This is a genomic window from Micrococcus terreus (assembly GCF_900116905.1).
GTDB classification, from domain to species: domain Bacteria; phylum Actinomycetota; class Actinomycetes; order Actinomycetales; family Micrococcaceae; genus Citricoccus; species Citricoccus terreus.
This window is the reverse complement of the sequence record NZ_FPCG01000011.1, coordinates 33,762-55,348: the sequence shown is the minus strand read 5'-3', so window position 1 is coordinate 55,348 and position 21,587 is coordinate 33,762. Positions and strand designations below refer to the sequence as shown.

At 69.9% G+C, this 21,587-nt stretch carries 21 protein-coding genes and 1 pseudogene; 11 read left to right on the top strand and 11 right to left on the bottom strand.

Annotated features, from left to right (window positions below):
• Window positions 1-361: 361 nt before the first annotated feature.
• From dnaB to BM355_RS14720, 3 genes and pseudogenes are all read left to right on the top strand, one after another.
• Window positions 362-1,738: a replicative DNA helicase gene (dnaB, locus tag BM355_RS12185; protein ID WP_091699012.1), complete on the top strand. Its 1,377-nt coding sequence runs from the start codon at window positions 362-364 to the stop codon at window positions 1,736-1,738.
• Window positions 1,739-1,851: 113 nt separating this feature from the next.
• The gene (locus BM355_RS12180; RefSeq protein WP_091699009.1) at window positions 1,852-2,100 is read left to right on the top strand and encodes a ribbon-helix-helix protein, CopG family; all 249 of its coding nucleotides are present in this window, start codon (window positions 1,852-1,854) and stop codon (window positions 2,098-2,100) included.
• A pseudogene (locus tag BM355_RS14720) lies at window positions 2,097-2,339 on the top strand (toxin). The gene BM355_RS12180 and the pseudogene BM355_RS14720 overlap by 4 nt, the downstream one beginning before the upstream one ends.
• A 104-nt stretch (window positions 2,340-2,443) precedes the next feature.
• Here the strand turns inward: BM355_RS14720 and BM355_RS12170 are convergent.
• The 5 genes from BM355_RS12170 to BM355_RS12150 form a co-directional block, all read right to left on the bottom strand.
• Window positions 2,444-2,923, bottom strand: coding sequence for a nucleoside deaminase (locus tag BM355_RS12170; protein WP_091699005.1), 480 nt, complete (start codon window positions 2,921-2,923; stop codon window positions 2,444-2,446).
• 26 nt (window positions 2,924-2,949) lie between these two features.
• Window positions 2,950-3,312 carry a HepT-like ribonuclease domain-containing protein gene (locus BM355_RS12165; protein WP_091699003.1) on the bottom strand — a complete coding sequence of 121 codons (363 nt, stop codon included), beginning with the start codon at window positions 3,310-3,312 and terminating at the stop codon, window positions 2,950-2,952.
• Complete coding sequence (locus tag BM355_RS12160; protein ID WP_091699001.1) at window positions 3,309-3,752, bottom strand: helix-turn-helix domain-containing protein; 444 nt, start codon at window positions 3,750-3,752, stop codon at window positions 3,309-3,311. Before BM355_RS12160 ends, BM355_RS12165 begins: the two co-directional genes overlap by 4 nt.
• Before the next feature lie 69 nt (window positions 3,753-3,821).
• Complete coding sequence (locus BM355_RS12155; protein WP_091699000.1) at window positions 3,822-5,012, bottom strand: YbfB/YjiJ family MFS transporter; 1,191 nt, start codon at window positions 5,010-5,012, stop codon at window positions 3,822-3,824.
• A gap of 127 nt (window positions 5,013-5,139) precedes the next feature.
• Entirely contained in the window at window positions 5,140-7,131 is a 1,992-nt protein-coding gene (locus BM355_RS12150) for an N-6 DNA methylase (protein WP_091698997.1), read from the bottom strand.
• A 182-nt stretch (window positions 7,132-7,313) separates the two neighbouring features.
• Here BM355_RS12150 and BM355_RS12145 point away from each other — a divergent pair, with 182 nt between their 5' ends.
• Window positions 7,314-8,702 (top strand): DUF2254 domain-containing protein, encoded by a 1,389-nt coding sequence (locus BM355_RS12145; protein ID WP_091698994.1) that lies wholly within the window; start codon window positions 7,314-7,316, stop codon window positions 8,700-8,702.
• Between the two features lie 166 nt (window positions 8,703-8,868).
• Here the strand turns inward: BM355_RS12145 and BM355_RS14830 are convergent, their stop codons facing one another.
• Window positions 8,869-9,000 (bottom strand): hypothetical protein, encoded by a 132-nt coding sequence (locus BM355_RS14830; protein WP_281247580.1) that lies wholly within the window; start codon window positions 8,998-9,000, stop codon window positions 8,869-8,871.
• Window positions 9,001-9,010: 10 nt separating this feature from the next.
• Here BM355_RS14830 and BM355_RS12140 point away from each other — a divergent pair, with 10 nt between their 5' ends.
• The 3 genes from BM355_RS12140 (at window position 9,011) to BM355_RS12130 (ending at window position 10,919) form a co-directional block, all read left to right on the top strand.
• A complete protein-coding gene (locus BM355_RS12140; RefSeq protein WP_091698991.1) occupies window positions 9,011-9,478 on the top strand; it encodes a hypothetical protein in 468 nt (155 codons plus the stop codon).
• A gap of 38 nt (window positions 9,479-9,516) precedes the next feature.
• Window positions 9,517-9,930: a DoxX family protein gene (locus BM355_RS12135; protein WP_091698989.1), complete on the top strand. Its 414-nt coding sequence runs from the start codon at window positions 9,517-9,519 to the stop codon at window positions 9,928-9,930.
• A gap of 92 nt (window positions 9,931-10,022) precedes the next feature.
• A complete protein-coding gene (locus BM355_RS12130; RefSeq protein WP_091698986.1) occupies window positions 10,023-10,919 on the top strand; it encodes a MerR family transcriptional regulator in 897 nt (298 codons plus the stop codon).
• A gap of 1 nt (window position 10,920) precedes the next feature.
• Here BM355_RS12130 and BM355_RS12125 read toward each other — a convergent pair whose 3' ends face one another.
• The gene (locus BM355_RS12125; RefSeq protein ID WP_143109496.1) at window positions 10,921-11,280 is read right to left on the bottom strand and encodes a hypothetical protein; all 360 of its coding nucleotides are present in this window, start codon (window positions 11,278-11,280) and stop codon (window positions 10,921-10,923) included.
• A gap of 101 nt (window positions 11,281-11,381) precedes the next feature.
• Between BM355_RS12125 and BM355_RS12120 the strand changes: the two genes are divergently transcribed.
• The 3 genes from BM355_RS12120 to BM355_RS12110 all read left to right on the top strand — a co-directional run bounded on the left by BM355_RS12120 (window position 11,382) and on the right by BM355_RS12110 (window position 14,658).
• Entirely contained in the window at window positions 11,382-11,783 is a 402-nt protein-coding gene (locus BM355_RS12120; protein WP_091698982.1) for a cupin domain-containing protein, read from the top strand.
• Window positions 11,784-11,905: 122 nt separating this feature from the next.
• On the top strand, window positions 11,906-13,708 hold the full coding sequence (locus BM355_RS12115; protein WP_091698980.1) for an ABC-F family ATP-binding cassette domain-containing protein: 1,803 nt from the start codon (window positions 11,906-11,908) through the stop codon (window positions 13,706-13,708).
• An 8-nt stretch (window positions 13,709-13,716) separates the two neighbouring features.
• On the top strand, window positions 13,717-14,658 hold the full coding sequence (locus tag BM355_RS12110) for an NADP-dependent oxidoreductase (RefSeq protein WP_245760801.1): 942 nt from the start codon (window positions 13,717-13,719) through the stop codon (window positions 14,656-14,658).
• 92 nt (window positions 14,659-14,750) lie between these two features.
• On the opposite strand, the gene BM355_RS12105 is transcribed toward BM355_RS12110, so the two are convergent.
• The gene (locus BM355_RS12105) at window positions 14,751-16,424 is read right to left on the bottom strand and encodes an FAD-binding dehydrogenase (protein ID WP_177227951.1); all 1,674 of its coding nucleotides are present in this window, start codon (window positions 16,422-16,424) and stop codon (window positions 14,751-14,753) included.
• Window positions 16,425-16,777: 353 nt separating this feature from the next.
• On the opposite strand from BM355_RS12105, the gene BM355_RS12100 reads away from it, so the two are divergent.
• A complete protein-coding gene (locus BM355_RS12100; RefSeq protein WP_091698978.1) occupies window positions 16,778-17,551 on the top strand; it encodes a C40 family peptidase in 774 nt (257 codons plus the stop codon).
• A 149-nt stretch (window positions 17,552-17,700) separates the two neighbouring features.
• Here the strand turns inward: BM355_RS12100 and BM355_RS12095 are convergent, their stop codons facing one another.
• The 3 genes from BM355_RS12095 to BM355_RS12085 form a co-directional block, all read right to left on the bottom strand.
• Window positions 17,701-18,972, bottom strand: a complete 1,272-nt coding sequence (locus BM355_RS12095; RefSeq protein ID WP_091698976.1) for an NAD(P)/FAD-dependent oxidoreductase — start codon at window positions 18,970-18,972, stop codon at window positions 17,701-17,703.
• A 130-nt stretch (window positions 18,973-19,102) separates the two neighbouring features.
• Complete coding sequence (locus BM355_RS12090) at window positions 19,103-20,326, bottom strand: acyl-CoA dehydrogenase family protein (protein WP_091698974.1); 1,224 nt, start codon at window positions 20,324-20,326, stop codon at window positions 19,103-19,105.
• Window positions 20,323-21,585 carry a CaiB/BaiF CoA transferase family protein gene (locus BM355_RS12085; protein ID WP_091698972.1) on the bottom strand — a complete coding sequence of 421 codons (1,263 nt, stop codon included), beginning with the start codon at window positions 21,583-21,585 and terminating at the stop codon, window positions 20,323-20,325. The genes BM355_RS12090 and BM355_RS12085 overlap by 4 nt, the downstream gene beginning before the upstream one ends.
• Between the last annotated feature and the right edge of the window lie 2 nt (window positions 21,586-21,587).

Here is a 21,587-nt window from a genome sequence, read left to right as displayed (position 1 = left end):
TCTGAGGAGTCGTCATCCCCACAGTTGTCCCCACGCAGTGCACACAACACGCCGCGCAATCCACACGTTGTCCACAGGTTGGGGGTGACACGCGGTTGAGTGGGGGTCCGACCGCAGAGTAGTGTCCCGTGGTATCCCCTTCGGGCGGACCAGGGTATTGGCCTGCAGAAGACGGTCCTCGGACCGTTCTCAGCAGGCGCGCATCCAGGTCGCACCGTCTGTGGAGCCCGCCGCATCAGGGCTCGGTGCGGTCCCTTGAGGATCGACGCGGAGCACCCCTGGTGCGGCGGGCTCTTAGAGGGGTCATCACCGCAGAAGAGTCGCCGGGCCGTCCGGCGCAGGGAAAGGGAATCAACCGAACGTGGCATCCGATCGATTTGATTCCGCCGACGGCACCGGTGACTCTCGCGGTGGTTTCCTGCCCCCGCAGGACCTGAACGCCGAACAGTCCGTCCTGGGCGGCATGATGCTCTCCAAGGACGCGATCGCCGATGTGGTCGAGGTCCTGCGCGGCCATGACTTCTACAAGCCCGCGCACGAGATGATCTACGAGGCGATCATCGACCTCTACGGACGCGGCGAGCCGGCCGACGCCGTCACCGTGGCCGACCTGCTCAACAAGCGCCAGGAGCTCTCCCGGGTGGGCGGTCCGGCAGTGCTGCACGAGCTGATCCAGTCCGTGCCCACGGCCGCCAACGCCGGGTTCTACGCCGAGATCGTGCATGAGAAGGCCGTCCTGCGCCGACTGGTCTCCGCCGGCACCAAGATCGTCCAGCTCGGTCAGCAGCAGGACGGCGAGGTCGAGGAGATCGTCAACGAGGCCCAGGCCGAGATCTACAAGGTCGCCGAGAACCGCCAGTCCGAGGACTACGTGGCCCTGTCCGGCATCCTCGAGCACACGGTGGACGAGATCGAGGCCGCCGGTTCCCAGGGCGAGGGCATGTCCGGCGTCCCCACCGGGTTCTACGAGTTCGACGAGCTCACCCAGGGTCTGCACGGCGGGCAGATGATCGTCGTCGCCGCCCGTCCTGCGGTCGGCAAGTCCACCCTCGCGCTGGACTTCGCGCGCTCGGCCGCCATCAAGCACAACATGACCACCGTGTTCTTCTCCCTCGAGATGGGCAAGAACGAGATCGCCATGCGCCTGCTCTCCGCCGAGGCGACCATCGCCCTGCAGGATCTGCGCAAGGGCACCATCCGCGACGAGCAGTGGTCCAAGATCGCCGCCACCGTGGGCCGGCTGAACGAGGCCCCGTTCTTCATCGACGACTCCCCGAACATGTCCATGATGGAGATCCGCGCCAAGTGTCGCCGCCTGAAGCAGAAGCACGACCTGAAGCTGGTGGTGCTGGACTACCTGCAGCTGATGAGCTCGGGCAAGCGCGTGGAGTCCCGCCAGCAGGAGGTCGCCGAGTTCTCCCGTGCCCTGAAGCTGCTGGCCAAGGAGCTGGAGGTCCCGGTGATCGCGCTCTCCCAGCTGAACCGTGGCTCCGAGCAGCGCACCGACAAGAAGCCCCAGGTCTCCGACCTCCGTGAGTCCGGCTCGATCGAGCAGGACGCGGACATGGTGATCCTGCTGCACCGTGAGGACATCTACGACAAGGAGTCACCGCGCGCCGGCGAGGCCGATCTGATCGTGGCCAAGCACCGTAACGGCCCCACCAAGACCATCGTGGTCGGCTTCCAGGGCCATTACTCGCGCTTCTCCAACATGGCCCCGGACTCCGGCGGGTTCTGACCTCTCGCTGTCCTGACGACGGCCGGTCACCAGGCGCACCATCCAGATCGCACGCCGAGTCGGTCGACGACTCCCTCTAGCCTCGCGCTATATTTTCGTCATACGCTTTCTTCATGCTGAGTGAGCAGGACGTGACTGAAGAGCAGATCCAGAAGTGGGCAGACGAGGCTGAGGCGGGATATGACGTCGAGATGCTCAAGCGCCGGGGCCGCGGCCGCCCCGGTCGCGGTTCTGCGCCCATGCAGGTGATCGCGGTCCGGTTGACGACTGAGGAGATCGCGGCGCTGGACGCCGTGGCCGCTGGAGAGCATATCTCCCGGTCTGAGGCGATCCGACGGGCGATCGCCTCCATGGCCGCATGAAGGTTCATCGAAGCGCGCTGAAGCACGGGGTACTCCCGGAAGATGCGATCCAAGCGGCCGATCTTTCCCTGTGGATCGAGCCCTTGGAAGAGCACGAATAGCCTCATCGGGAACTACGCCTGGGCTTCGATACTCAGGCCCGGTTGCTCGAGACCGTGGTCCTCGTCTTCCAGAGCGGTGATGAGATGGTCATCCACGCAATGCCCGCACGAAGGCAGTTCTGGGAACTTCTCCCCTGAGGTGAGGGAACACTGAGACTCACGCTGTCCGCAGCCTCCCGACGACGGCCGGTCATCTCGGCTCGAGGAGGAGTCACCCCGGCTGGTGGCTGGCAGGACGGAGCCTACCCCTGGGCTCGCTGGACATGCAGCGCCCTCACGCGGTCGATGAGGTCCGGGTCGGGGCCGTGCACCGTGGCTCCCGGCACCACCGTGCCGATGGGCAGGGAGGCGACGGGGCCGGCGTCGTGCCCCTGCTCTGTCATCCACTGGCTGAACTGCGCAGCTGAGGTGGCGTAGACGATCCGGCCCAAGCCCACCCAGCCGTGCGCGGCCGCGCACATGGGGCAGTGCTCGCCGGAGGTGTAGACGGTGTGGGCGGCACGAGCCTCCTGGGGCAGGTGCTGGCCGGCCCACCGGGCGACGGCGAACTCGGGGTGCTGGGTCTGGTCGCCACTGCTGACCCGGTTGCGGTCCTCGAACACGATGGTGCCCTCCGGATCGACCAGGATGGTGCCGAAGGGCTCGTCGCCGGCGTGGAGGGCCTCTTCGGCCAGGTCCACAGCGCGGGTGAGGAAACGGTGGTCGTCAGCGGTCAGGGCCATGGTCTGAAGCTAGCACCGGGGGCGCGTCAGGTGTTGGCGGACTCCAACGTCGGGATCATGATCGTCACCAGATACGTGCGCAGTTGAGGGATGTCCTGCTGCAGGGTGCGCCACACGCGAGAGGGTTCCAGGTCGTCGTACTGGTGGGCGGCGAAATTGCGCATGGCGACGATCTGGCGCCACGGTTGGCCGTCGAACTCACCAAGGATCTCCGACGGAATGCGGTTGATCGATTCGCCGATCCGAATGAGGCCCATCTCGATGGCCCACTGCGTACGGACGTCGGCCATGAAGGCGTCCCGCCCCTCGGCGACGAACTCAGCGAGCTGGTCGCAGACCGTGACGGTGCGTCGGGCGGCATCCACTGCGCGGCGGGACTGGTGGGTCACAGCTCGACGGCCTCCAGAAGGACGCGGTCTCGCAGAGATCCCCGCAGTGAGTCCAGTGACAGGACGTCGACGTCTGTCTGGAGCAGATCTTCCAGCGCGAGCCGTAGTCCGACTTCGTCCAGGAGCGTGGCCTCAGGCGTGAAGTCGACCAGGATGTCCACGTCTGATCCCGGACGGTCCTGCCCCCGTGCGACGGACCCGACCAGGCGGGGATCCGTAGCGTGGTGCTGCGCCACGATGGCGCGGATGGCATCCCGGTGCAGCCGGACCCGTTTGCCTGGACGGCCTGCGAGTGCAGATCTGATGCGTTCCAGAACATCGGGACTGGGTGCGCGGCGTCCGTTCTCGTAGGCGGAGAGGTTCGGCTGCGGGACGTGGGCGGCTGAGGCGAGCTCGGACTGGGTCATGCCCGCAGCCACTCGTTGCGCCCTGATGTCCATGGGTGGAGTATACGTCGGCGCATATCGGCGTCGATATGTCTGCCCAGCGGTGTGGTCACATCGGACGTGTCAGGTGTCTGCTGCTGTGGTCGGCACGTGGCGGCGTTGGCCCAGGAAGAGCACCGCGCCCACCAGGACCACCGCCACGGACAGGGCCAGGCCCGCGCGGACGCCGTCCGCGGAGTCGGCCAGGATGCCGGAGAGCAACGGCCCGATCGACTGTCCGATGGCGAAGCCCACCGTGAGGATGCCGATCCCGTCCGTCACCTGATGCGGATCCAGCACCCGGTGCGCCGCATGGGTGACCGAGCCGACCAGCGCCAGGAACGTGGCCCCGAACAGCACCGCCGAACCCAGTGCCAGGACCGGATGGGAGCCGAACAGCGGGAGGCCGGCGCCCAGGGCCACCACCACCATCAGCAGTGCCGGCGCGCGGCCACCGCTGAGCCGCCCGATCACCGGGGACCACGCGAAGCCGCCGCCGATCGCCGCCAGCCCCAGCACGATCCAGAACACCGAGACCTGCACGTCCGTGGCGCCATCCCCGCGCAGCAGCGCCACGATGAACGTCATGTAGGCGATGTAGCCGGCCCCGAACAGCGTGTAGCCGGAGAGCAGTGGGATCATCCCGCGCACGGGGGCCCGGGAGCCGGCGGGCCGCGGAGGCGGTTCCGGGACGCGGCGGGCCGCCGGTGCGGCCATCAGCCAGGCCAGGATCCCGACGACGCCCAGCACCGCCCAGCCGATCCTCCATCCCAGCTCGGCCGGGTACCAGGCCAGGGTGGCCGGCAGCAGCAGTCCGGTCACCACGATGCCCAGTCCGCCGCCGGCCACGTAGACCCCCATCAGCAGTGCTGAGCTGCGTCCGGGGTGGGCCGAGGCGAGAGAGGCGGTCAGTGCGGCGCCGAGGATGAAGGTCACCGCGCCGGTGGCACCGGCGATCAGTCTGAGTCCCAGCAGGACGGGCAGCAGGGTGCTCAGAGCCGAGGCGCCCAGGGCCACGGCGGTGGTCACCATGCTGAGCAGGAACGCCTGCCGCACGCCCAAACGACGTCCGACCCGGGCCGCCACCAGTGCGCCGATCAGGTATCCGGCGGCGTTGACGGTGTTCAGCAGTGCCGCCGTGGCGTAGGACCAGTCCAGGTCGGCCTGCATGGGCGGCAGCAGCACGGCGTAGGCGAACCGGGCCAGGCCGAACGCCGAGGCCGGACCGGCGGCCAGCAGCAGGGCGATCCACACGGCGCGGGTCGGCTGAGCCACGGGGCTGCTCCTGTCCCTGGGGTGGGTGGTGTGGTTCGAGGAGTCCGGCGGTCCACGTGACCGCCGTCACCCACACCGTACGTGGTGAGGGTGACAGCGGCACCAGATGGCAGGAGATGACTCGGTCTCAGAGGTCCTGAGCCTGGTCGAGGTCATGACGGAACCGCAGGTGCTGCGCCAGTCGAGTCTTCTGCTGGCGGGCCTGCTGCGCGAGATCGTCAGCAGCGACCGCGAGATCGTCCAGGGCGCGCAGTGCGGCGATCAGTTCACGCTGTTCGGCCAGGGGGAGCAGCGGAATGCTGTAGTCGGACCAGGGCCGGAGTGGGCTCTGCCGACGGGTGGAGCCGGTGGTGGGTCCGCGTGAGATGCCACCCACCTGAGCCCGGGAGGTCTCATCCCACGGCTGCCTCAGACAGAACAGCAGATAGTCCTGGCTCAGTCGGGTGGGGTCAACACGCAGCACGCGGTCCTGTGGACGGACCACCCACCGGGCGCCGCCGGCGGGTGCAGGACGGACGACGCCTGTGTCCTCCGGAGCGAACACGAGGTCACCGTCCTGCACCAGGTCCATGTCCGCGGGGACCGTCACGACCGGTGACTGGTCCAACCGGACGAGAGGTCTGAGCAGTCGCACCCGTTGTGTCTTCCCGTCTTCGGTCGCTGATACCGCCGCCTGCTCGTCATGTCCGGCCCGCACCTCTGTCACGGCGCCGGAGTCGATGAGCGACTGCAGGCTCACCATGGTCTGGGCACCGACGGCGACTTTGGCTCGGGCCCTCGCCGCGGTCATGCCCTTCCGGACGGCGGCCATGGCATCCTGCAGGCTCATCCGTCCGAGCAGCGGGCCCTCGTGGGCGTCATCCGGACGGAGGTAGGCGGGCAGCATCGTGGCCGGTCTGTGGAGGATCCCGCCGCGGATGAGCCGCCTCCGGTCCACCGTTCCGGCCCGCACGCCGAGAGGCCGCTGACCGGCGCGGAGCGAGTCCATCCAGGGGCCGATCTGCTCCACGATCTCATCCTCCTGAGAGGCGTCGATCAGCTGGACCGGTGTCTCTTCGGCCCCCTCGCCGGGTGCACGGAGCACGCAGAGGAGCAGTTCCTCCTCGGTGTAGGAGGCCACGGAACCACCGAGCTGCACCAGGGACTCCAGCGCCCCGGACTGGACCAGCCATTCCCGGTTCTGGCGGGCAGGATAATGCACCTGGGCGTCGAGGATGACCTGGGGCACGATCACATACGCCCTGCCGTGGGGGCTCAACGCGGCGGCTGCATGGCGGAGCACCTTCAGGCCGGCCGCCGCCTGGCCATGCAGAGCGATCGACCTGGCAGGGGTCTCGTCCTCGTGGACCTCCTCGTGACCGTCCAGGATCATCCGACCGGCCTCACAGACCACGACGTCGGCCTTCACCTGCGGCGTTGAGAGGTCGCGCACGATGTCCTGGGTGGACGACGAGAGTCGCACGCCCCGCAGCGCAGCTCGCAGGTGGGCGATGCGCAGGATGTCCGGATCCAGGTCATTGCCGATGAACTCAGGAGCAGCGGCATCCGTGGACAGGGCCCACAGCACCTCACCGGTTCCGCAGGCAGGGTCGTACACCACAGCGTGGTGGTGGACCGAGCCGGCTGCCGCGCGGGTCAGGATCCGTGAGGTGACGGAGCTGCGTGAGCCGTGGGAGAGCAGGGTCGCCTCACCGCGCAGCATCACCTCCACCGCAGTGTCCGCCAGGGTCCGGTGCCAGCTGCGGCCCGGCCCGGGAAAGGCCTCCAGCACGGGAGCCATGAGGTGGAGGGGGAAATCCTCAGCGAGGTCCACCCCACTCAGCGGCGCCGAACCGGCCGGCCAGTCGAGCACCTCGTCCAAGACCCGGAACTCGGAGGTCAGCTCCTGGACGGCCAAGACGTCCAGCGCCTGGGTCGGGGTCAGGTCGCCGGGGGCGGAGGCTGCCTGCGCGATGATCTGCGCGACAGACTCCCACGCCGCACTCGCGCGGATCTCCCGGTGGAGCAGCAGCAGCGAGAGGATCAGGTCGGTGGCCTCGATGGGATCGACCGTGGCGCGGGACAGCGGAGCCAAGGCCGTGGCGAAGTCCGGGCGACCCTGCGGGGAGGAAGGGGTCAAAAGGTCTCCTGACAGTCGGGAACAGGGGGTCGCAGCACCGCGGGAACGGTGCAGCGAGATCACCCTAGAGGCCGGGCCAGACAGGATAGGAGGGGAGCCGGAATCTGAGTTTTCCTGTGCGACAGAATGGACAGACCAGGTTTCGGCCGGAACCCGGACAGGACTCGAGGAGGACGACCCCCATGGCGCACGCAGCCGACCAGGCGAGGCCAGACGCAACCGCCGCCGAGCCGGAGGAGGCGAGGGGGCCGTCGTCGGGCCAGCGCAGCCGGGGAGAGATCCCGGACGTGCCCACCGTGACCCGCTGGAACCGGATGTGGAAGCCCTTCTGGGCGCTGCCCGCCGCCTGCGTGATCGGCGCCGTGGTGCTGGGGATCCTGCTGCCGCAGTGGGAGGAGGAGCTGGGCGTGACCCGGCTGCAGTACGTCTTCCAGGGCGGCCCGGATGGTGCGCGCGAGGTGCTGGGGACGATCGCCTCGGCCATGATCTCGGTGACCGGTCTGGTCTTCTCCATCACCATGGTGGTGCTGCAGCTGGCCTCCAGCCAGTTCACCCCGCGCGTGCTGGGCGGGTTCCTGCAGTACCGGGTGGTGCAGGGCACGCTGGGCATCTTCCTGTCCACGTTCGTGTTCGCGCTGACGGTGACGCGGTACGTGCGCGGGGACAACGAGGGCGAGCAGTTCGTCCCGCAGCTCTCCGTCACGCTCGCCTTCCTGATGACGCTGGCCTGCGTGGGCTTCTTCCTGGCGTTCATCCACCGGATCACCACCTCCATCCAGGTCTCGCATGTGATCTCCCGGATCGGGGACCGCACCCTGAAGCTGGCCGATGTGATGTACCCCGAGCTGGCGGCGGAGGAGCCGGCCGGGTTCGGGCCCACGTGGTCGCCGGAGCCCGGCACGGCGCGGGTGAGCCCGGGGGCGCTGCGGCACGGGGTGATCGTGCACGTGGACTACAAGGGTTTGGCTCGATGGGCCGCCGAGCACGACGCCGTGGTCACGGTGGACCGGCCGGTGGGACAGTTCATCACCGAGGGGCAGCAGGTGCTGGGCGTCTGGGGTGTGGAGGAGCTCTCCGAGGACGAGGTGCGCCGGCTCTACTCCTTCCTGGGGCTGAGCTCGCAGCGGGAGATGAAGCAGGACGTGGCGTTCGGGATCCGCCAGCTGGCGGACATCGCCGACCGTGCGCTCTCCTCCGGCATCAATGACCCGACGACGGCCGTCCAGTGCCTGGACGAGCTCCACCGGGTGCTGCGGAGACTGGTGCAGCGGGCCTCGCCGAGTCCGTACATCGCCGATGCGGACGGGCAGGTCAGGGTGGTGCACGACCCGCAGGCCATCAACGACCTGGTGGACCTGGCGGTGCTGGAGATCGCGCACTTCGGCACGGACACCATGCAGGTCCCGCAGCGACTGCGGATGATGCTCGAGGACCTGCTTCAGGTGTGCGCACCGCGGTACCGGGCGGGGGTGGAGCGGCTGCTGGAGGGCCTGCCGGATCCGGCCACCGAGGAGGAGGCGGCCGGCGGCACGTCAGGCGGGTCCTCCGGTCTGGCCGACAGCCTGCGGTGAGTCACCGCGGCCGGTAACGTCGGAGGGTCAGAGGAGCGGATGGACAGAAAGGCTGAGTGATGACGGGGACGAGGACGGCGGCAGGTGGACTCCTGCTGGGTGCCACGCTGCTGATGACGGCCTGTTCCGGCGGCGATGCTCCCGCGCCGGAGGGGTCGACCGCAGTTCAGTCGTCTGCCCCGAGCTCCCCTACGGCAGCCACCACGTCTGCGGCGCCCACGTCCACCACGCCGACTGACACCACGCCCACCGACTCTTCGTCGTCCGCGCCGACTTCGTCGGCAGAGGCGCCCACCACGGTCCCGTCCGTGTCCTCACCGACTTGGCAGGTCCCCACCGATGTCCCCGGGTGGGAGCCGGCGATCCTGGGCGAGAACGGCGTGGACCAGCTCGCCGACCAGGACGGGTGTCAGTACACGGCCACGCTGAACCCGGCCGAGCCCACGCCCGGCGTCACGGACGCGGAGGCCACCGAGCAGCTGGAGCAGGGGTACATCTGGAGCTTCGATCCGAGCCAGGAACCCCAGCATGAGCAGTCACGGGCCGCCGTGCGCACTCCGGAGGAGGGCACAGTCGAGGTCCGGCGCGTGGACACCGCCCATACCGATCCGGCCGGAGAGCAGTACCGGTCCGTCATGCTGCTGCGCGTCCTGAGCGCCGACTCCACTCAGCTCTCCCTGCTCTACACCTGTCCCGCGTCCACGTTCGACCAGGCCGAACTGGACCAGCTGCTCTCCCAGACCACGCTGCTTGGCGTGGAGCCTTCGGATCTGTGACCCAGGAACTCGTCAGTACCCGTCGGTAGGGTGAACGCATGACACCCCGACTGAGCAGTGACCGCCCCCGTCCGTCCCAGACTGCAACCCGGTTGGCACTGGGCGCCATGATGACCTTCGCTGGCATCACGCACCTCACCGTGGCCCGCGAGGAGTTCCAGGCCCAGGTGCCGGACTGGTTCCCCGTGGACAAGGACCTGGTGGTGCTCGGCTCCGGCGTGGCCGAGATCGGGCTCGGTGCCGCCATGGTGGCCCTGCCCCGCCACCGTCGTCTCACCGGCACCGCGCTCGCGGCGTTCTATACGCTGATCTTCCCCGGCAACATCGCCCAGTACGCCGAGCGCACGGATGCCTTCGGCTTGGACACAGACGGGAAGCGGCTGGCCCGGCTTTTCGGTCAGCCCGCGCTGATCGGGGCCGCCCTCTGGGCCGCTGGACTGCCGAAGAGGTGATCCTCCGGTGGCGGTCTTGACCCTCCTCCAGGGGGAGCGCCCACGCTGGAATCAGTCGGCATCACGGCCGTACTGACCCCCAGGAGGAACCCATGATCACCATCGGAGAATTCGCTCTCAGCACCGGCGTGAGCGTCAAGGCGCTGCGCTTCTACGACGACCGCGGACTGCTCACCCCCGCGGAGGTGGACCCGCACTCCGGGTACCGCCGGTACAGCGCCGCCCAGATGCGCACCGCCACCACCATTCGGATCCTGCGCACCGCAGGGTTCAGCGTGGAGGACGTCAAGAAAGCCCTGCAGGAGCCGGACCGGCTCGCCGACCTGCTCCAGGCCCACGCCGCCGAGCTCGACCGCCGGCGGGATCTGGAGGACCGGGCCATGACGCTCGGCCACAACCTGCTCCAAGACAGGAGCCATCCCGACGGCGGCCAGTCACCTCAGCAGGACATCGTCCGGTTCCGGACGGCGGAGGCGGTGCGATGGGTGGCAGTGGCGCACCGGCTGCACCTGGACGCCAACGATCTCTCCGAGGCGGAGGCGCAGACGGATGCCGCCGAGGAGCACTTGGAGGCTCTGGCCGCCGCACTGGTGGAGGCTGGCGTGCCGATCACCGGTCCGTCCTGGGCTGGCCTGGAACCGGCGGGAGGATCCTCCACGGTGATCGACATGAGACTGGCCCTGCCCGTGGGAGGTGAGGTGCCGCCGTCGTTCACTGTGGCGGGACTGAACATCGAGACCGGCGTCCTGCCGCTCCGTGAGGAGGCGTACGTGGAGATGACCATGGTGGGGGACGGGCCGGACCTGCTCGGGGACGCCCCTGGCGGGCCGCTGCCGCCCGATGAGCTGATCACCCTGGCCGAGGTGCTGGAGGAGCGCGGCATCGAGTACGGCGAGCTCAGGCAACGGGGCCTGACCCAGACCGAGGAGGGGGGGCAGGACCCGGTTTACACGATGGAGGCCGCCGTGACCGTCCGGGTGCTGAAGTGAGTCAGCCGTCCAGGGGACCCTCAACCGAGTCGGTGTCTGAGACCACGTAGACATCGATCTTCAGGGCCTGTCGCACCCACCGGGGGATGCGCAGAGCTGCTGTCCTTGCCGCCTCGGGAACAACGACTGCAAAAGCCGTGATCTCGGTGGGCTCCGGGGGCATGCGCCGGAGGATCTGGCCATACATGGTGTCGACATCGAGGCCGACCGCGGCGGTCCGGCCCTTCGCCTCGACCCACATCTCCTGCCCGTCCCTCGTCGCCACGATGTCGCAGAAGTTCTGCTCGAACGTCACGGTCCACCCTGCGCGCTCCAGGTACTCAGCGAATGCTGAGACCACGCGCTTCTCATCTCCTCGCATGACTGCAGACTATGCCGATGTGGTGCGGAGTTTCGAGGGAATGGGTGTGCGATCGGACATCAGGCCTGCCTCGGTGGCATCGGTCCTTGTAGGTTCGGGGCATGAGCGAGCAGCAGGCGCAGCACTTGCAGGACCCCGGCCGGCAGCACCCCGAGGACGCCCTCACGGTGCTGGACGTGTTGGGGGAGGACCGTGTGGCACCAGACCCGGGGAGGGACCGGGGGACGGTGAAGCGGCTGCTCACCGGTGACGGCGCCAACCTCATCACCTTCACCTTTGCGCCGGGCCAGTCCTGGCCGGACCACCAGGCGGCGCACCCCATCACGGTGCAGTGCCTGAACGGCACCCTGGACTTCACGGTGGGCGAGCGCACCGTCCGTCTGGCACCCGGTGTGGTGCTCCACCTGAGGGAACGGGTGGTGCACCGGGTGGACTGCCCCGCCGACGCCCCGGATCCGGCCAACGTCCTGCTGCTGACCATGCTCACCGGCGAACGGCACTGAGCCGCCCTGGCCTGTCCCGGCGCCATGGCCTACGCTCGACCCATGAGGTCCTGACCCTGTGCACCGTCCCGCGCCCGAGGCAACCGCCCGGCGGGTCCCTTCGCTGTTGCCACAGGACCACCATGCCCTCCTCCGCCCACCCCTCTGCTCCCCACCCCTCGTCTGCCGAGCCCCGCGGCACCGGACCCTCACACCTGAAGGTGGGGGCCGCCGTCGGGAAGGCCGACCACCTCCAGGTGGATGGCGTCTCTCGCTCCTACCCGGACCGGCGCGTGCTCACCGACATCACCTTCACCGTCTCGGCCGGCGAACGGGCCTGCCTGATCGGGGAGAATGGGACCGGTAAGTCCACACTGCTGCGGATCATCGCCGGCATGGACCAGGACCACGGCGGCACCGTCCGCGCCCCGGGCACCGTGGGGCTGTACCACCAGCAGCCGCCGTTCGACCCGCACCACACCGTGGCCCAGGTCCTGGCCTCCGCCGTGCAGGAGCAGCACCGCCTGGTGGAGCAGATCGAACGCCTCGGCAGCGATCTGGCCGAGCGCCCGGACTCCGCGGATCTGGCCGGCGCCTATGACGCCGCGCTCGCCGAGGCCGTCCGCACGGACGCCTGGTCCGCGGACCGGCACGCCGACCGCCTGGTCCAGGGGCTCGGCCTGGCCCACCTGGATCGCACCCGCACCGCGGCCGAGCTCTCCGGCGGCCAGCTCTCCCGGCTGTCCCTGGCCTGGCTGCTGCTGCGCCGCCCGGACACCCTGCTGCTGGACGAGCCCACCAACCACCTGGACTCCGCCGGGACCGCCCTGCTGGTGGATCTGCTGACCGGCTGGACCGGCCCGGTGCTGATCGCCAGCCACGACCGGGCCTTCCTGGACGAGGTCGCCACCACCCTGCTGGACCTGGACCCGGCGCCGCGGGAGCATCGGGCGGTGGAGGCGGCGCTCGCCGGAGACGGACCCACCTCCGGGCACGGACTGACCCGGTTCACCGGGCGCTACACCGACTACCTGCTGGAGCGGATCGCCGCACGGGAACGCTGGGAGAGGCGCCACCGGGACGAGCAGGCCGAGCTCAGACGCCTGCGCGCCGAGGTGGTGGCCAGCCACACCGTGGGCAACGCCTCCCGGGGCCCGCGCACCGAGGCCCGGTCCGCCCGCAAGTTCTACGCCGACCGCAACGCCAAGGTGGTCTCCCGCCGGGTGAACGACGCCGCCACAGCCTTGAACCGCCTCGAGGAGACCCAGGTCCGGCGCCCGCCGGAGGTGCTGCGCTTCTCCGGGCTGGATGCGGCGTCCCCAGGTCCGTCCGCGTCCGGATCCGCCGCCACCGGTCCGGTCCTGACCGCCACGGGGGTGCACCTGGACGGACGGCTGGCCCCCACGTCTCTGGCGATCGGGGCCCGGGACCGACTGCTCATCACCGGGCCCAACGGGGCCGGCAAGTCCACGCTCCTGGGCATCCTGGCAGGTCGGCTCCTTCCCGACGACGGCTCCCTCGCCTCATCCTCCAGCCTCACCGTGGGTCTGTTGGGCCAGGACGCCGAGGACGGACCGGAGCACGGCGCTGAGACCGTGGCGGAGGCCTACGCGCGGCGGGTGGGAGCGGACCGGGTCGAAAAGGTCCCGCTGAGCACCTTCGGACTGATCGCCGGCCGGGACCACACCCGCCGGGTGCGAGAGCTCTCCGTGGGGCAGCGCCGCCGTCTCGACCTGGCGGTCCTGCTGGCCGACCCTCCGCAGGTGCTGCTGCTGGACGAGCCCACCAACCACTTCTCCCTCCTGCTGGCCACCCAGCTGGAGGCGAGCATTCCGGACTACCCGGGGGCCGTCGTCGTGGCCAGCCATGACCGGTGGCTGCAGTCCGGCTGGCGCGGTCCGCGCAGGGAGCTGGCGCCCTGGTCCGGCCAGGACGTGGGTGCTTGACTGGACCTATGGACACCCAGCAGATGAGCCTGTTCGGCTTCCAGCGCTACGGCGGCCCCGAGGTCCTTGAGCACCTCACCGTCCCCACCCCGCGGCCCGGCCCCGGACAGGTGCTGATCCGGATGACCGCCGCCGGCGTGAACCCCGCGGACATCAAGGTGCGCAACGGGGACCGCCAGGGCAGCATCCCGGTGCAGTTCCCCATGGCCGTGGGGCGCGAGGCCGCCGGCGTGGTGGTGGAGCTCGGTGAGGGAGTGGGTCACGTCAGCGTGGGGGACCGGGTCTTCGGCCCGACGGCGGCCGGCACCGGGGCGCTGGCATCCCACGTCCTGCTGGACGCGGCAGGCACCACCAGGACGCCGGAGGGCGTGTCCGACGAGCAGGCCGCCTGCCTCCCCGTGGCCGGCGGCACGGCGTACGACGCCCTGGACGAGCTGGACCTCCCGGCCGGTGCCACGGTGCTGGTGCTCGGTGCCGGGGGCGGCGTGGGGACGTGCGTCCTCCAGATGGCCCGGGACCGGGGTCTGACCGTGCTGGGACTGGCCTCCGCGCAGAAGGCCGAGCTGATCGAGTCTCTCGGCGGCATCCCGGTGGACCGTCACCAGGACTGGGAGACCGCCGTGCGGCGCCAGGGTTCGCACGGATCCCATGGGGTGGACGCGGTCATCGACTCTGTGGGCGGGGAGACCCTGCGCTCGGCCGCCGCCCTGCTGCGCATCCCCGGTGCCATCCGCAGTGTGGCCGACCCCGCCCAGGCCGCACAGCTCGGCGGATCCGGGGTCATTCGCCGTCGCACCACGGAGGTCTACACCCAGGTCGCCCAGCTGGTGGCGGACGGGCGGTTCGCTCCCGTGATCACACAGCGATTCGCGCTCGACGACGCCGCCCAGGCGGTCGCCGCCGTGGAGAGCGGCCACGCCGCTGGCAAGGTCGTGGTCACCGCGGACTGACCCCGCCCGGCCGACCCCGCCGTTCTTCACCCCCGCCCCGGAACGTCACCGCGCCACGGGGCGGTGGGTTTCCGGGGCGGGGGTGCGTTTCGTCAGAGTGCCGCCGCAGCGCGCCCGGCCACCCGCCCGGAGAACAGGCAGCCGCCCAGGAACGTGCCCTCCAGCGCGTTGTAGCCCATCATCCCGCCACCGCCGAACCCCGCGACCTCGCCCGCGGCGTACAGTCCGGGCACCACGGCACCGTCCGGTCCCAGGCACCGCCCCTGCAGGTCGGTCTCCAGTCCGCCGAGGGTCTTGCGCGAGAGGATGTTCAGCCGCACCGCGATCAACGGCCCGGCCTTCGGATCCAGCAGTCGGTGCGGTGTGGCCACCCGGATCAGCCGGTCACCCAGGTAGGACCGTGCCCCGCGCAGGGCCGTGACCTGGGCGTCCTTGGTGAAGCGGTTGCCCATCTCCCGGTCGCGCGCCTCGATCAGCTCACGCACTGCTCCGACCTCCAGTCGCGGCGCATCAGCGTCGGCCACCTCGTTCATCCCGGCCACCAGCTGCTCCACGGTCTCGGCCACCACGAAGTCCTGCCCGTGCCGCTTGAAGGCCTCCACCGGACCCGGGGCGCCCTTCTTCAGCCGCTGCCCCAGCAGCTTCACGTCACGCCCGGTCAGATCTGGGTTCTGCTCGGACCCGGAGAGGGCGAACTCCTTCTCGATGATCTTCTGCGTCAGCACGAACCACGAGTAGTCGTAGCCCGTGCCGCGCAGGTGGCGCAGCGTACCCAGGGTGTCGAACCCGGGGTAGTACGGCGCGGGCAGTCGGTTCCCCGCCGCGTCCAGCCACAGCGACGACGGGCCCGGCAGGATCCGGATCCCGTGGTTCTCCCACACCGGATCCCAGTTGCGCAGACCCTCCACGTAGTGCCACATCCGATCCGGGTTGATCACCCTCGCCCCGGCCTCCACGCTGATCCCCAGCATCCGTCCGTCCACATGCGCCGGCACGCCCGCCACCATGGTCTGAGGCGGGGTCCCCAGCCGCTCCGGCCAGGCACGGCGCACCAGGTCCAGGTCGCCGCCGATCCCACCGCTCGTCACGATCACCGCCTGCCCGCGCGCCTCGAAGTCCCGCACGGCAGTCCGGTTGGTCGCCGTCCCGCGCGGTGCATCGTCGGGTGCCAGGACCGTCCCCGCCACCCCGACGACGGCCCCCTCCTCCCGGAGGAGGGCGTCCACCCGGTGCCGGAAGGCGAAGGTGACGCGGCCGTCGTCGTGGGCCTGCCGGAGACGGCGCTCGAAGGGCTCCACCACTCCAGGACCGGTGCCCCAGGTGATGTGGAAGCGCGGGACCGAGTTGCCGTGGCCGGTGGAGGTGCCGTCCCCGCGCTCGGCCCAGCCGACCACGGGGAAGATGCGATGGCCCATCTCGCGCAGCCATGCCCGCTTCTCGCCGGCGGCGAAGTCCAGGTAGGCCTCGGCCCAGGCGCGGGGCCAGTGGTCCTCGGGGCGGTCGAACTGGGCGCTGCCGAACCAGTCCTGGTGGGCCAACTCCAGGGAGTCCTTCACGCCGAGGCGGCGCTGCTCAGGGGTGTCCACCATGAACAGGCCGCCCAGGGACCAGTGCGCCTGTGCGCCCAGAGACTGCTCCCCTTCCTGGTCGATCAGGAGGACTGAGCGGCCGGCGTCGGCGGCCTCGGTGGCGGCGACGAGGCCCGCCAGACCGGCGCCGACCACGATCACGTCAGCGCGCAGGGTGGTGGGGGCAGTCTGTTCCATCTGCTCATCTGAGCAGGGGGTGCCGGAGTGCGCAATGGTCGTCCCGGGTACTGGTTTCGGCAGAGGGGACGAGCTGGCCGACGAACCATGACAAAGATCACGAAATGGTCACGCACGGGCTCGGCGTGTAGGGTCGGGCACCTCGATCCGTCGTGGAATCGCGGTTGTCAGGCGACACTCAGGGTTCCACCAGGCGTCGCCAAGTGTTGCGAATCGATAACAGACATGTCACCGTAGATCACGTTCTGGTAACGCGGAGTGGTACTGCCTCAGGGCGGACCCGACGACTGTCAGCACTGCGCCGTCAGGCCGCCCAGAACGACCATCCGTTGTCTATCAAGGTGATCATTCCCATGACTTACCCCACCCGTCGTGCACGCATCCAGGCCGAGGCCGCAGCCCAGTCTGCCGCCCGTTCCCGCCGTGGCCGTTCCCTGGCCGCCGGAGCCGCAGGCCTGGCCACGCTGGCCGGAGCAACGATCGCCGGCGTGGCACCGGCCGCCGCCAACGATGCCGCCGTCTCGAGCTCGAGCTACTCCCAGCAGAACACCTGGAGCTACAGCGGCGAGACCACCCGCAGCGCCTCCACCTCGACTGCAGCCTCCACCTCCACCGGAACCTCCGGCTCCACTTACGCCGGTTCCACGGGGACCACCGCGTCCACCAGCTACTCGGGCTCCACCGGTGGCGTCTCCCTGGGCACCGGTATCCAGCGTGCCTCCTACACCACGGCCTCCACCGCCACCGGTGCGAACGCCGTGGCCGCGAACTACGCCACCGCCAAGGCCACCGACCCGAACACCTACTACAGCTGGGGCGGCAACGGACCGTACGGCTTCGACTGCTCGGGCCTGACCCAGCAGGCGTTCGCCGCCGCCGGCAAGTCCATCCCGCGTGGCTCCGGCGCCCAGTACACCGGCGCCAGCCAGTACGTCTCCCTGGACAACCTGCAGGTGGGCGACCTGGTGTTCTGGTCCAACAACGGCTCGGCCTCCGGCATCTACCACGTGGCCATGTACGTGGGCGACGGCCAGATCGCCCACGCACGCAACCCCGTCACCGGCGTCTCCCTGACCGCGGTGGACTACAACCCCACCAACATGCTGGGCACCGCCGCCCGGTACTGATCCGGACGCACCGTCTCACGCCGTACAGCAGCCCCCGCCGAACAGCTCACACTGTTCCGCGGGGGCCGTTGCGCGTCTGGACCGTTCCGGCTCCGTTCATCCAGAAGCAGTGGCGGCCATCAGGCACCAAGGCCGCCACTTCTTCTGGCTTATTCAGCGGCCTCGCCCGCTCCGTCTCCGTCCGACTCCGGTCGGTCACCGGCGGCGGCCTCCGTCACGGTGGCTCCGGCCTCCAGCAGCGCCTGTCCACGCTCATAGTCGTCGTCCGCGTTGTAGGTCAGCATCCCCACCAGACGGCCCTCGGCATCGCCATACCAGGCGGTGAACCCGCCGGTGCGCTCCACCCACTCCACGCTCTCGAAGCCGTCGCCCCAGGCCGAGTGCTTGATGGTGTGCTCACCGATCGTGCTCCAGAAGCCGGGGATGGTCTCCCAGGCCCGGGCGCCGTCGTCGTGCCCCTGGGCGTCCTGCGCCGCATTGAAGCCGGCGATCTCGCCCATGGCCAGGGCATCTCCCCAATGCTCCACCGGCAGCGGCCGTCCGGCCAGGCCGTGATGGGCGCGGGCGGTGTCACCGGCCACCCAGACGCCGGGCACGGCGAGCAGGAACTCATCGGCCACCACGCGGCCCTCATGGACCATCACCTCGGTCCCCTCCAGCAGTCCACCGCCCGGGGTGACACCCACCGCGGCCAGGACCAGGTCCGGGGAGAGGGTGATGCCGTCGTCCAGGTGGACGGTGCGCGGAGCCTGCACGCCGGAGACGCGCACGCCGGTGCGCACCTCCACCCCCAGCCCCACCAGCCACTGGGTGATCTTCTCGGCGGCCTGGCGGCCCAGCCGCTTCAGCTGGGGCGCCTCCTCCGTGCTGACCAGGGTGGTCTGGATGCCGCGCCGGGCCAGTGAGGCGGCGGCCTCACAGCCGATGAAGCCGGAGCCGATCACGACGGCGGAGCGCGCGTGCTGCGCCGAGGTCACCAGGCGCTGGGCATGGTCGAGTGAGCGCAGCAGGTGGATCTCCGCGTCCGGCTCGGCGGTGGGCAGGGGGTGGGGTGAGGCCCCGGCGGCCACGATGAGCCGGTCGAAGCCCAGCCGATCCCCGCCGGCCTGCAGGGTGTGCGCCTGCAGGTCCACGTCCGTGACCGTGGTGTCGCGGCGCAGCTCCACACCGTCCGGCAGGCCCTTGCCCTGGATCGGCTGGCCCTCGGCGGGGGCGTGCCCGGCCAGCACCTCCTTGGACAGGGGCGGCCGCTCATAGGGCAGATCGGAGTCCGAGGTCAGCATCACCACGGGACCTGGGCCGCCGGCGTCCAGGTAGGCGCGGACGGCGCTGACCCCTGCTGGACCGCTGCCGATCACCGCCAGGGCCGCATGGTCGGTGCCGGCGGCGGGGGCGTTCGGGGTGTCCGGGAGCTCGCTCATCCCCCCAGCCTGCCGCCTCGGCCCGGGGCCTGGCGAGGGGTGTCGAGCCGGAAGCAGTGGCGGGCATCAGCCGCGATGGTCACCACTGCTTCTGGCTCGGCGGGACAGTCGGTCGGAACAGCCGGGCGGATCAGCGCCGGGAGCGGGTGAACGCGGAGATCCCGGTGATCTCACGTCCCACGATCAGCGCCTGCATGGAGTCGGTGCCCTCGTAGGTGGAGATGACCTCCATGTCCGTCAGATGTCGGCCGATGTGCCGCTCCAGCAGCATGCCGTTGCCGCCGAGCATGTCCCGGGCCTCACGGCACATGGCCAGCGCCTTGCGTGAGGTGGTCATCTTCACCAGGGAGGCCTGCGCGGCGGTCAGGGTGTCCGCCTCGGCCATCTCGGCCATCCGGTTGCACATCAGCTGCATGGTGGTCAGATCGGAGAGCATGGTCGCCAGCTTCTCCTGGACCAGCTGGTATCCGGCCAGCGGACCGCCGAACTGCTCCCTCTCCAGGGCGTAGCGGGAGGCGATCTCGAAGGCGGCCATGCCGTGGCCCAGCGCCTCCCAGGAGGCCCCGCCGCGAGTGGCCTTGAGCACCCGGTTCACCCCGGCGAAGCTCTCGCACTGCTCCAGGCGGTTCTCCTCCGGGATGCGCAGCCCCTCGATCACGATGTCGGCCTGCAGGATCGCGCGCTTGCCGAACTTCCCGGTGATCACCTCGGGGCGGTAGCCCTCCGGGTAGGTGCCGTCCTCGTTCTTCTCCAGCACGAACGCCTTCACCTGGGCGTCGGCCTCGTCCCGGGCATAGATCACGACGACGTCCGCCGCGTGGCCATTGCCGATCCACCTCTTGTGCCCGTTGAGGATCCAGTGCTCGCCATCGCGGCGGGCGGAGGTCTCCAGGGAGACCGAGTCCGAGCCGTGGTCCGGTTCGGTCAGGGCGAAGGCGCCGGTCTTCTCCAGGCGGGACATCGGCGGGAGCCAGCGCTGACGCTGCTCCTCGTTGCCCAGCATGTAGATGCTTCCCATGCACAGGTTGGAGTGCACACCCAGGAAGGTGTTCACCGAACCGTCGATCCGGCCCATCTCCCGGGCCACCATGCCCGCACCCTTGCGGGAGAGCCCGGGGCAGCCGTAGCCCGGGATGAAGGTGCCGATGATGCCCAGCTCGGCCAGACCGGGGATCAGCGGCGTGGGGAACTCGGCCTTTTCCCACCACTCGTTGATGATCGGCTCCACCTGCTGCTGTCCGAAGGCGCGGACCTTGTCCCGCAGGGCTCGCTCGTCCTCGGTCAGGGAGGAGTCCAGGTCGAAGAAGTCCGGGTGGTCGATCACCGCGGTGGTGGGCAGGGGCTGGGTGCTCATGGCGTCTCCTGGGTGGAACGGGTCGAACGGGGTGAGGCCGCCGCAGCGCTGCCGGCGGCGATGGGTGGTGTGGTCTGGATCCAGGCCAGCACGGACTGCTGGTCCGCACCGAGGGCGGGGGGACGCCGGGTGTAGGTGGCCGGCGTGCGGCTGTAGGTGACCGGATGCTTGATCAGGGGAACCGTGTCCTCTCCGGTGCCGACCTGGACGATCGGCTCCAGGCCGAGGGACTCGGCATAGCGGACCCCCTCGTCGATCCCCAGGATGGGCGCGCAGGGAACGCCCACGTCCTGCAGGCACTGATGCCAATGCTCGGCGGTCCCAGCGGACAGGGCCTGCACCAGCAGCGGGCGCAGTTCGTCGCGGTGCTCATTGCGGCCAGCCATGGTGGTGAACCGCGGGTCCTCCGCCAGCTCGGGCACGCCGAGGGTGGTGACCAGCCGGCGGAACTGGGAGTCGTTGCCCACGCAGACGATCAGGTCCTTGTCGGCGGCGGGGAAGGGTCCGTAGGGGAAGAGGCTGGGGTGGTCGTTGCCCATCCGCCGCGGGACGTTGCCGGCGGCGGCGTATCCGGCGGTCTGGTTGACCAGCCCGGACAGGGCGGAGGAGAACAGGTCCAGGGCCAGGTGCTGTCCGTGACCGGAGTCGCGCCGTTCCATCAGGGCGCCGAGGATGCCCACGGCGGTGTGCAGCCCGGTGACGACATCGAAGATCGCCACGCCCGCGCGCTGGGGATCTCGGTCGGGGTCGCCGGTGGTGGACATGAACCCGGAGACCGCCTGGGCCAGCAGATCGTAGCCGGGCAGGTTGGCTCCTCCTGCTGTGCCGAACCCGGTGATGGAGGCGTGGATCAGGTCTGGCCAACGGGCGGCCACGGACTCGGCGTCCAGGCCGAAGCGGCGCAGGCCGCCGGGCTTGAAGTTCTCCACGAACACGTCTGCCCGGTCGATGATGGCGTAGGCGGTCTCCAGGTCCTGCGGGTCGGCTAGATCCAGGACGACGGAGTGCTTGTTGCGGTTCACCGAGAGGTAGTAGGTGCTCACGCCGTCCCGGTGCGGGGGGATCCAGGTGCGCGTGTCATCTCCGGCGGGGCTCTCGACCTTGATCACCGTCGCCCCCATGTCAGCCAGCAGCATGGTGGCGTACGGTCCGGCCAGCACGCGGCTGAAGTCAGCGATCACGACTCCGGCGAGCGGTCCGGTCCCGCCGGTCAGGGCATCAGGGGGCGCCGAGCCGGACTGCGGTGAGGGTGCGGTCATGA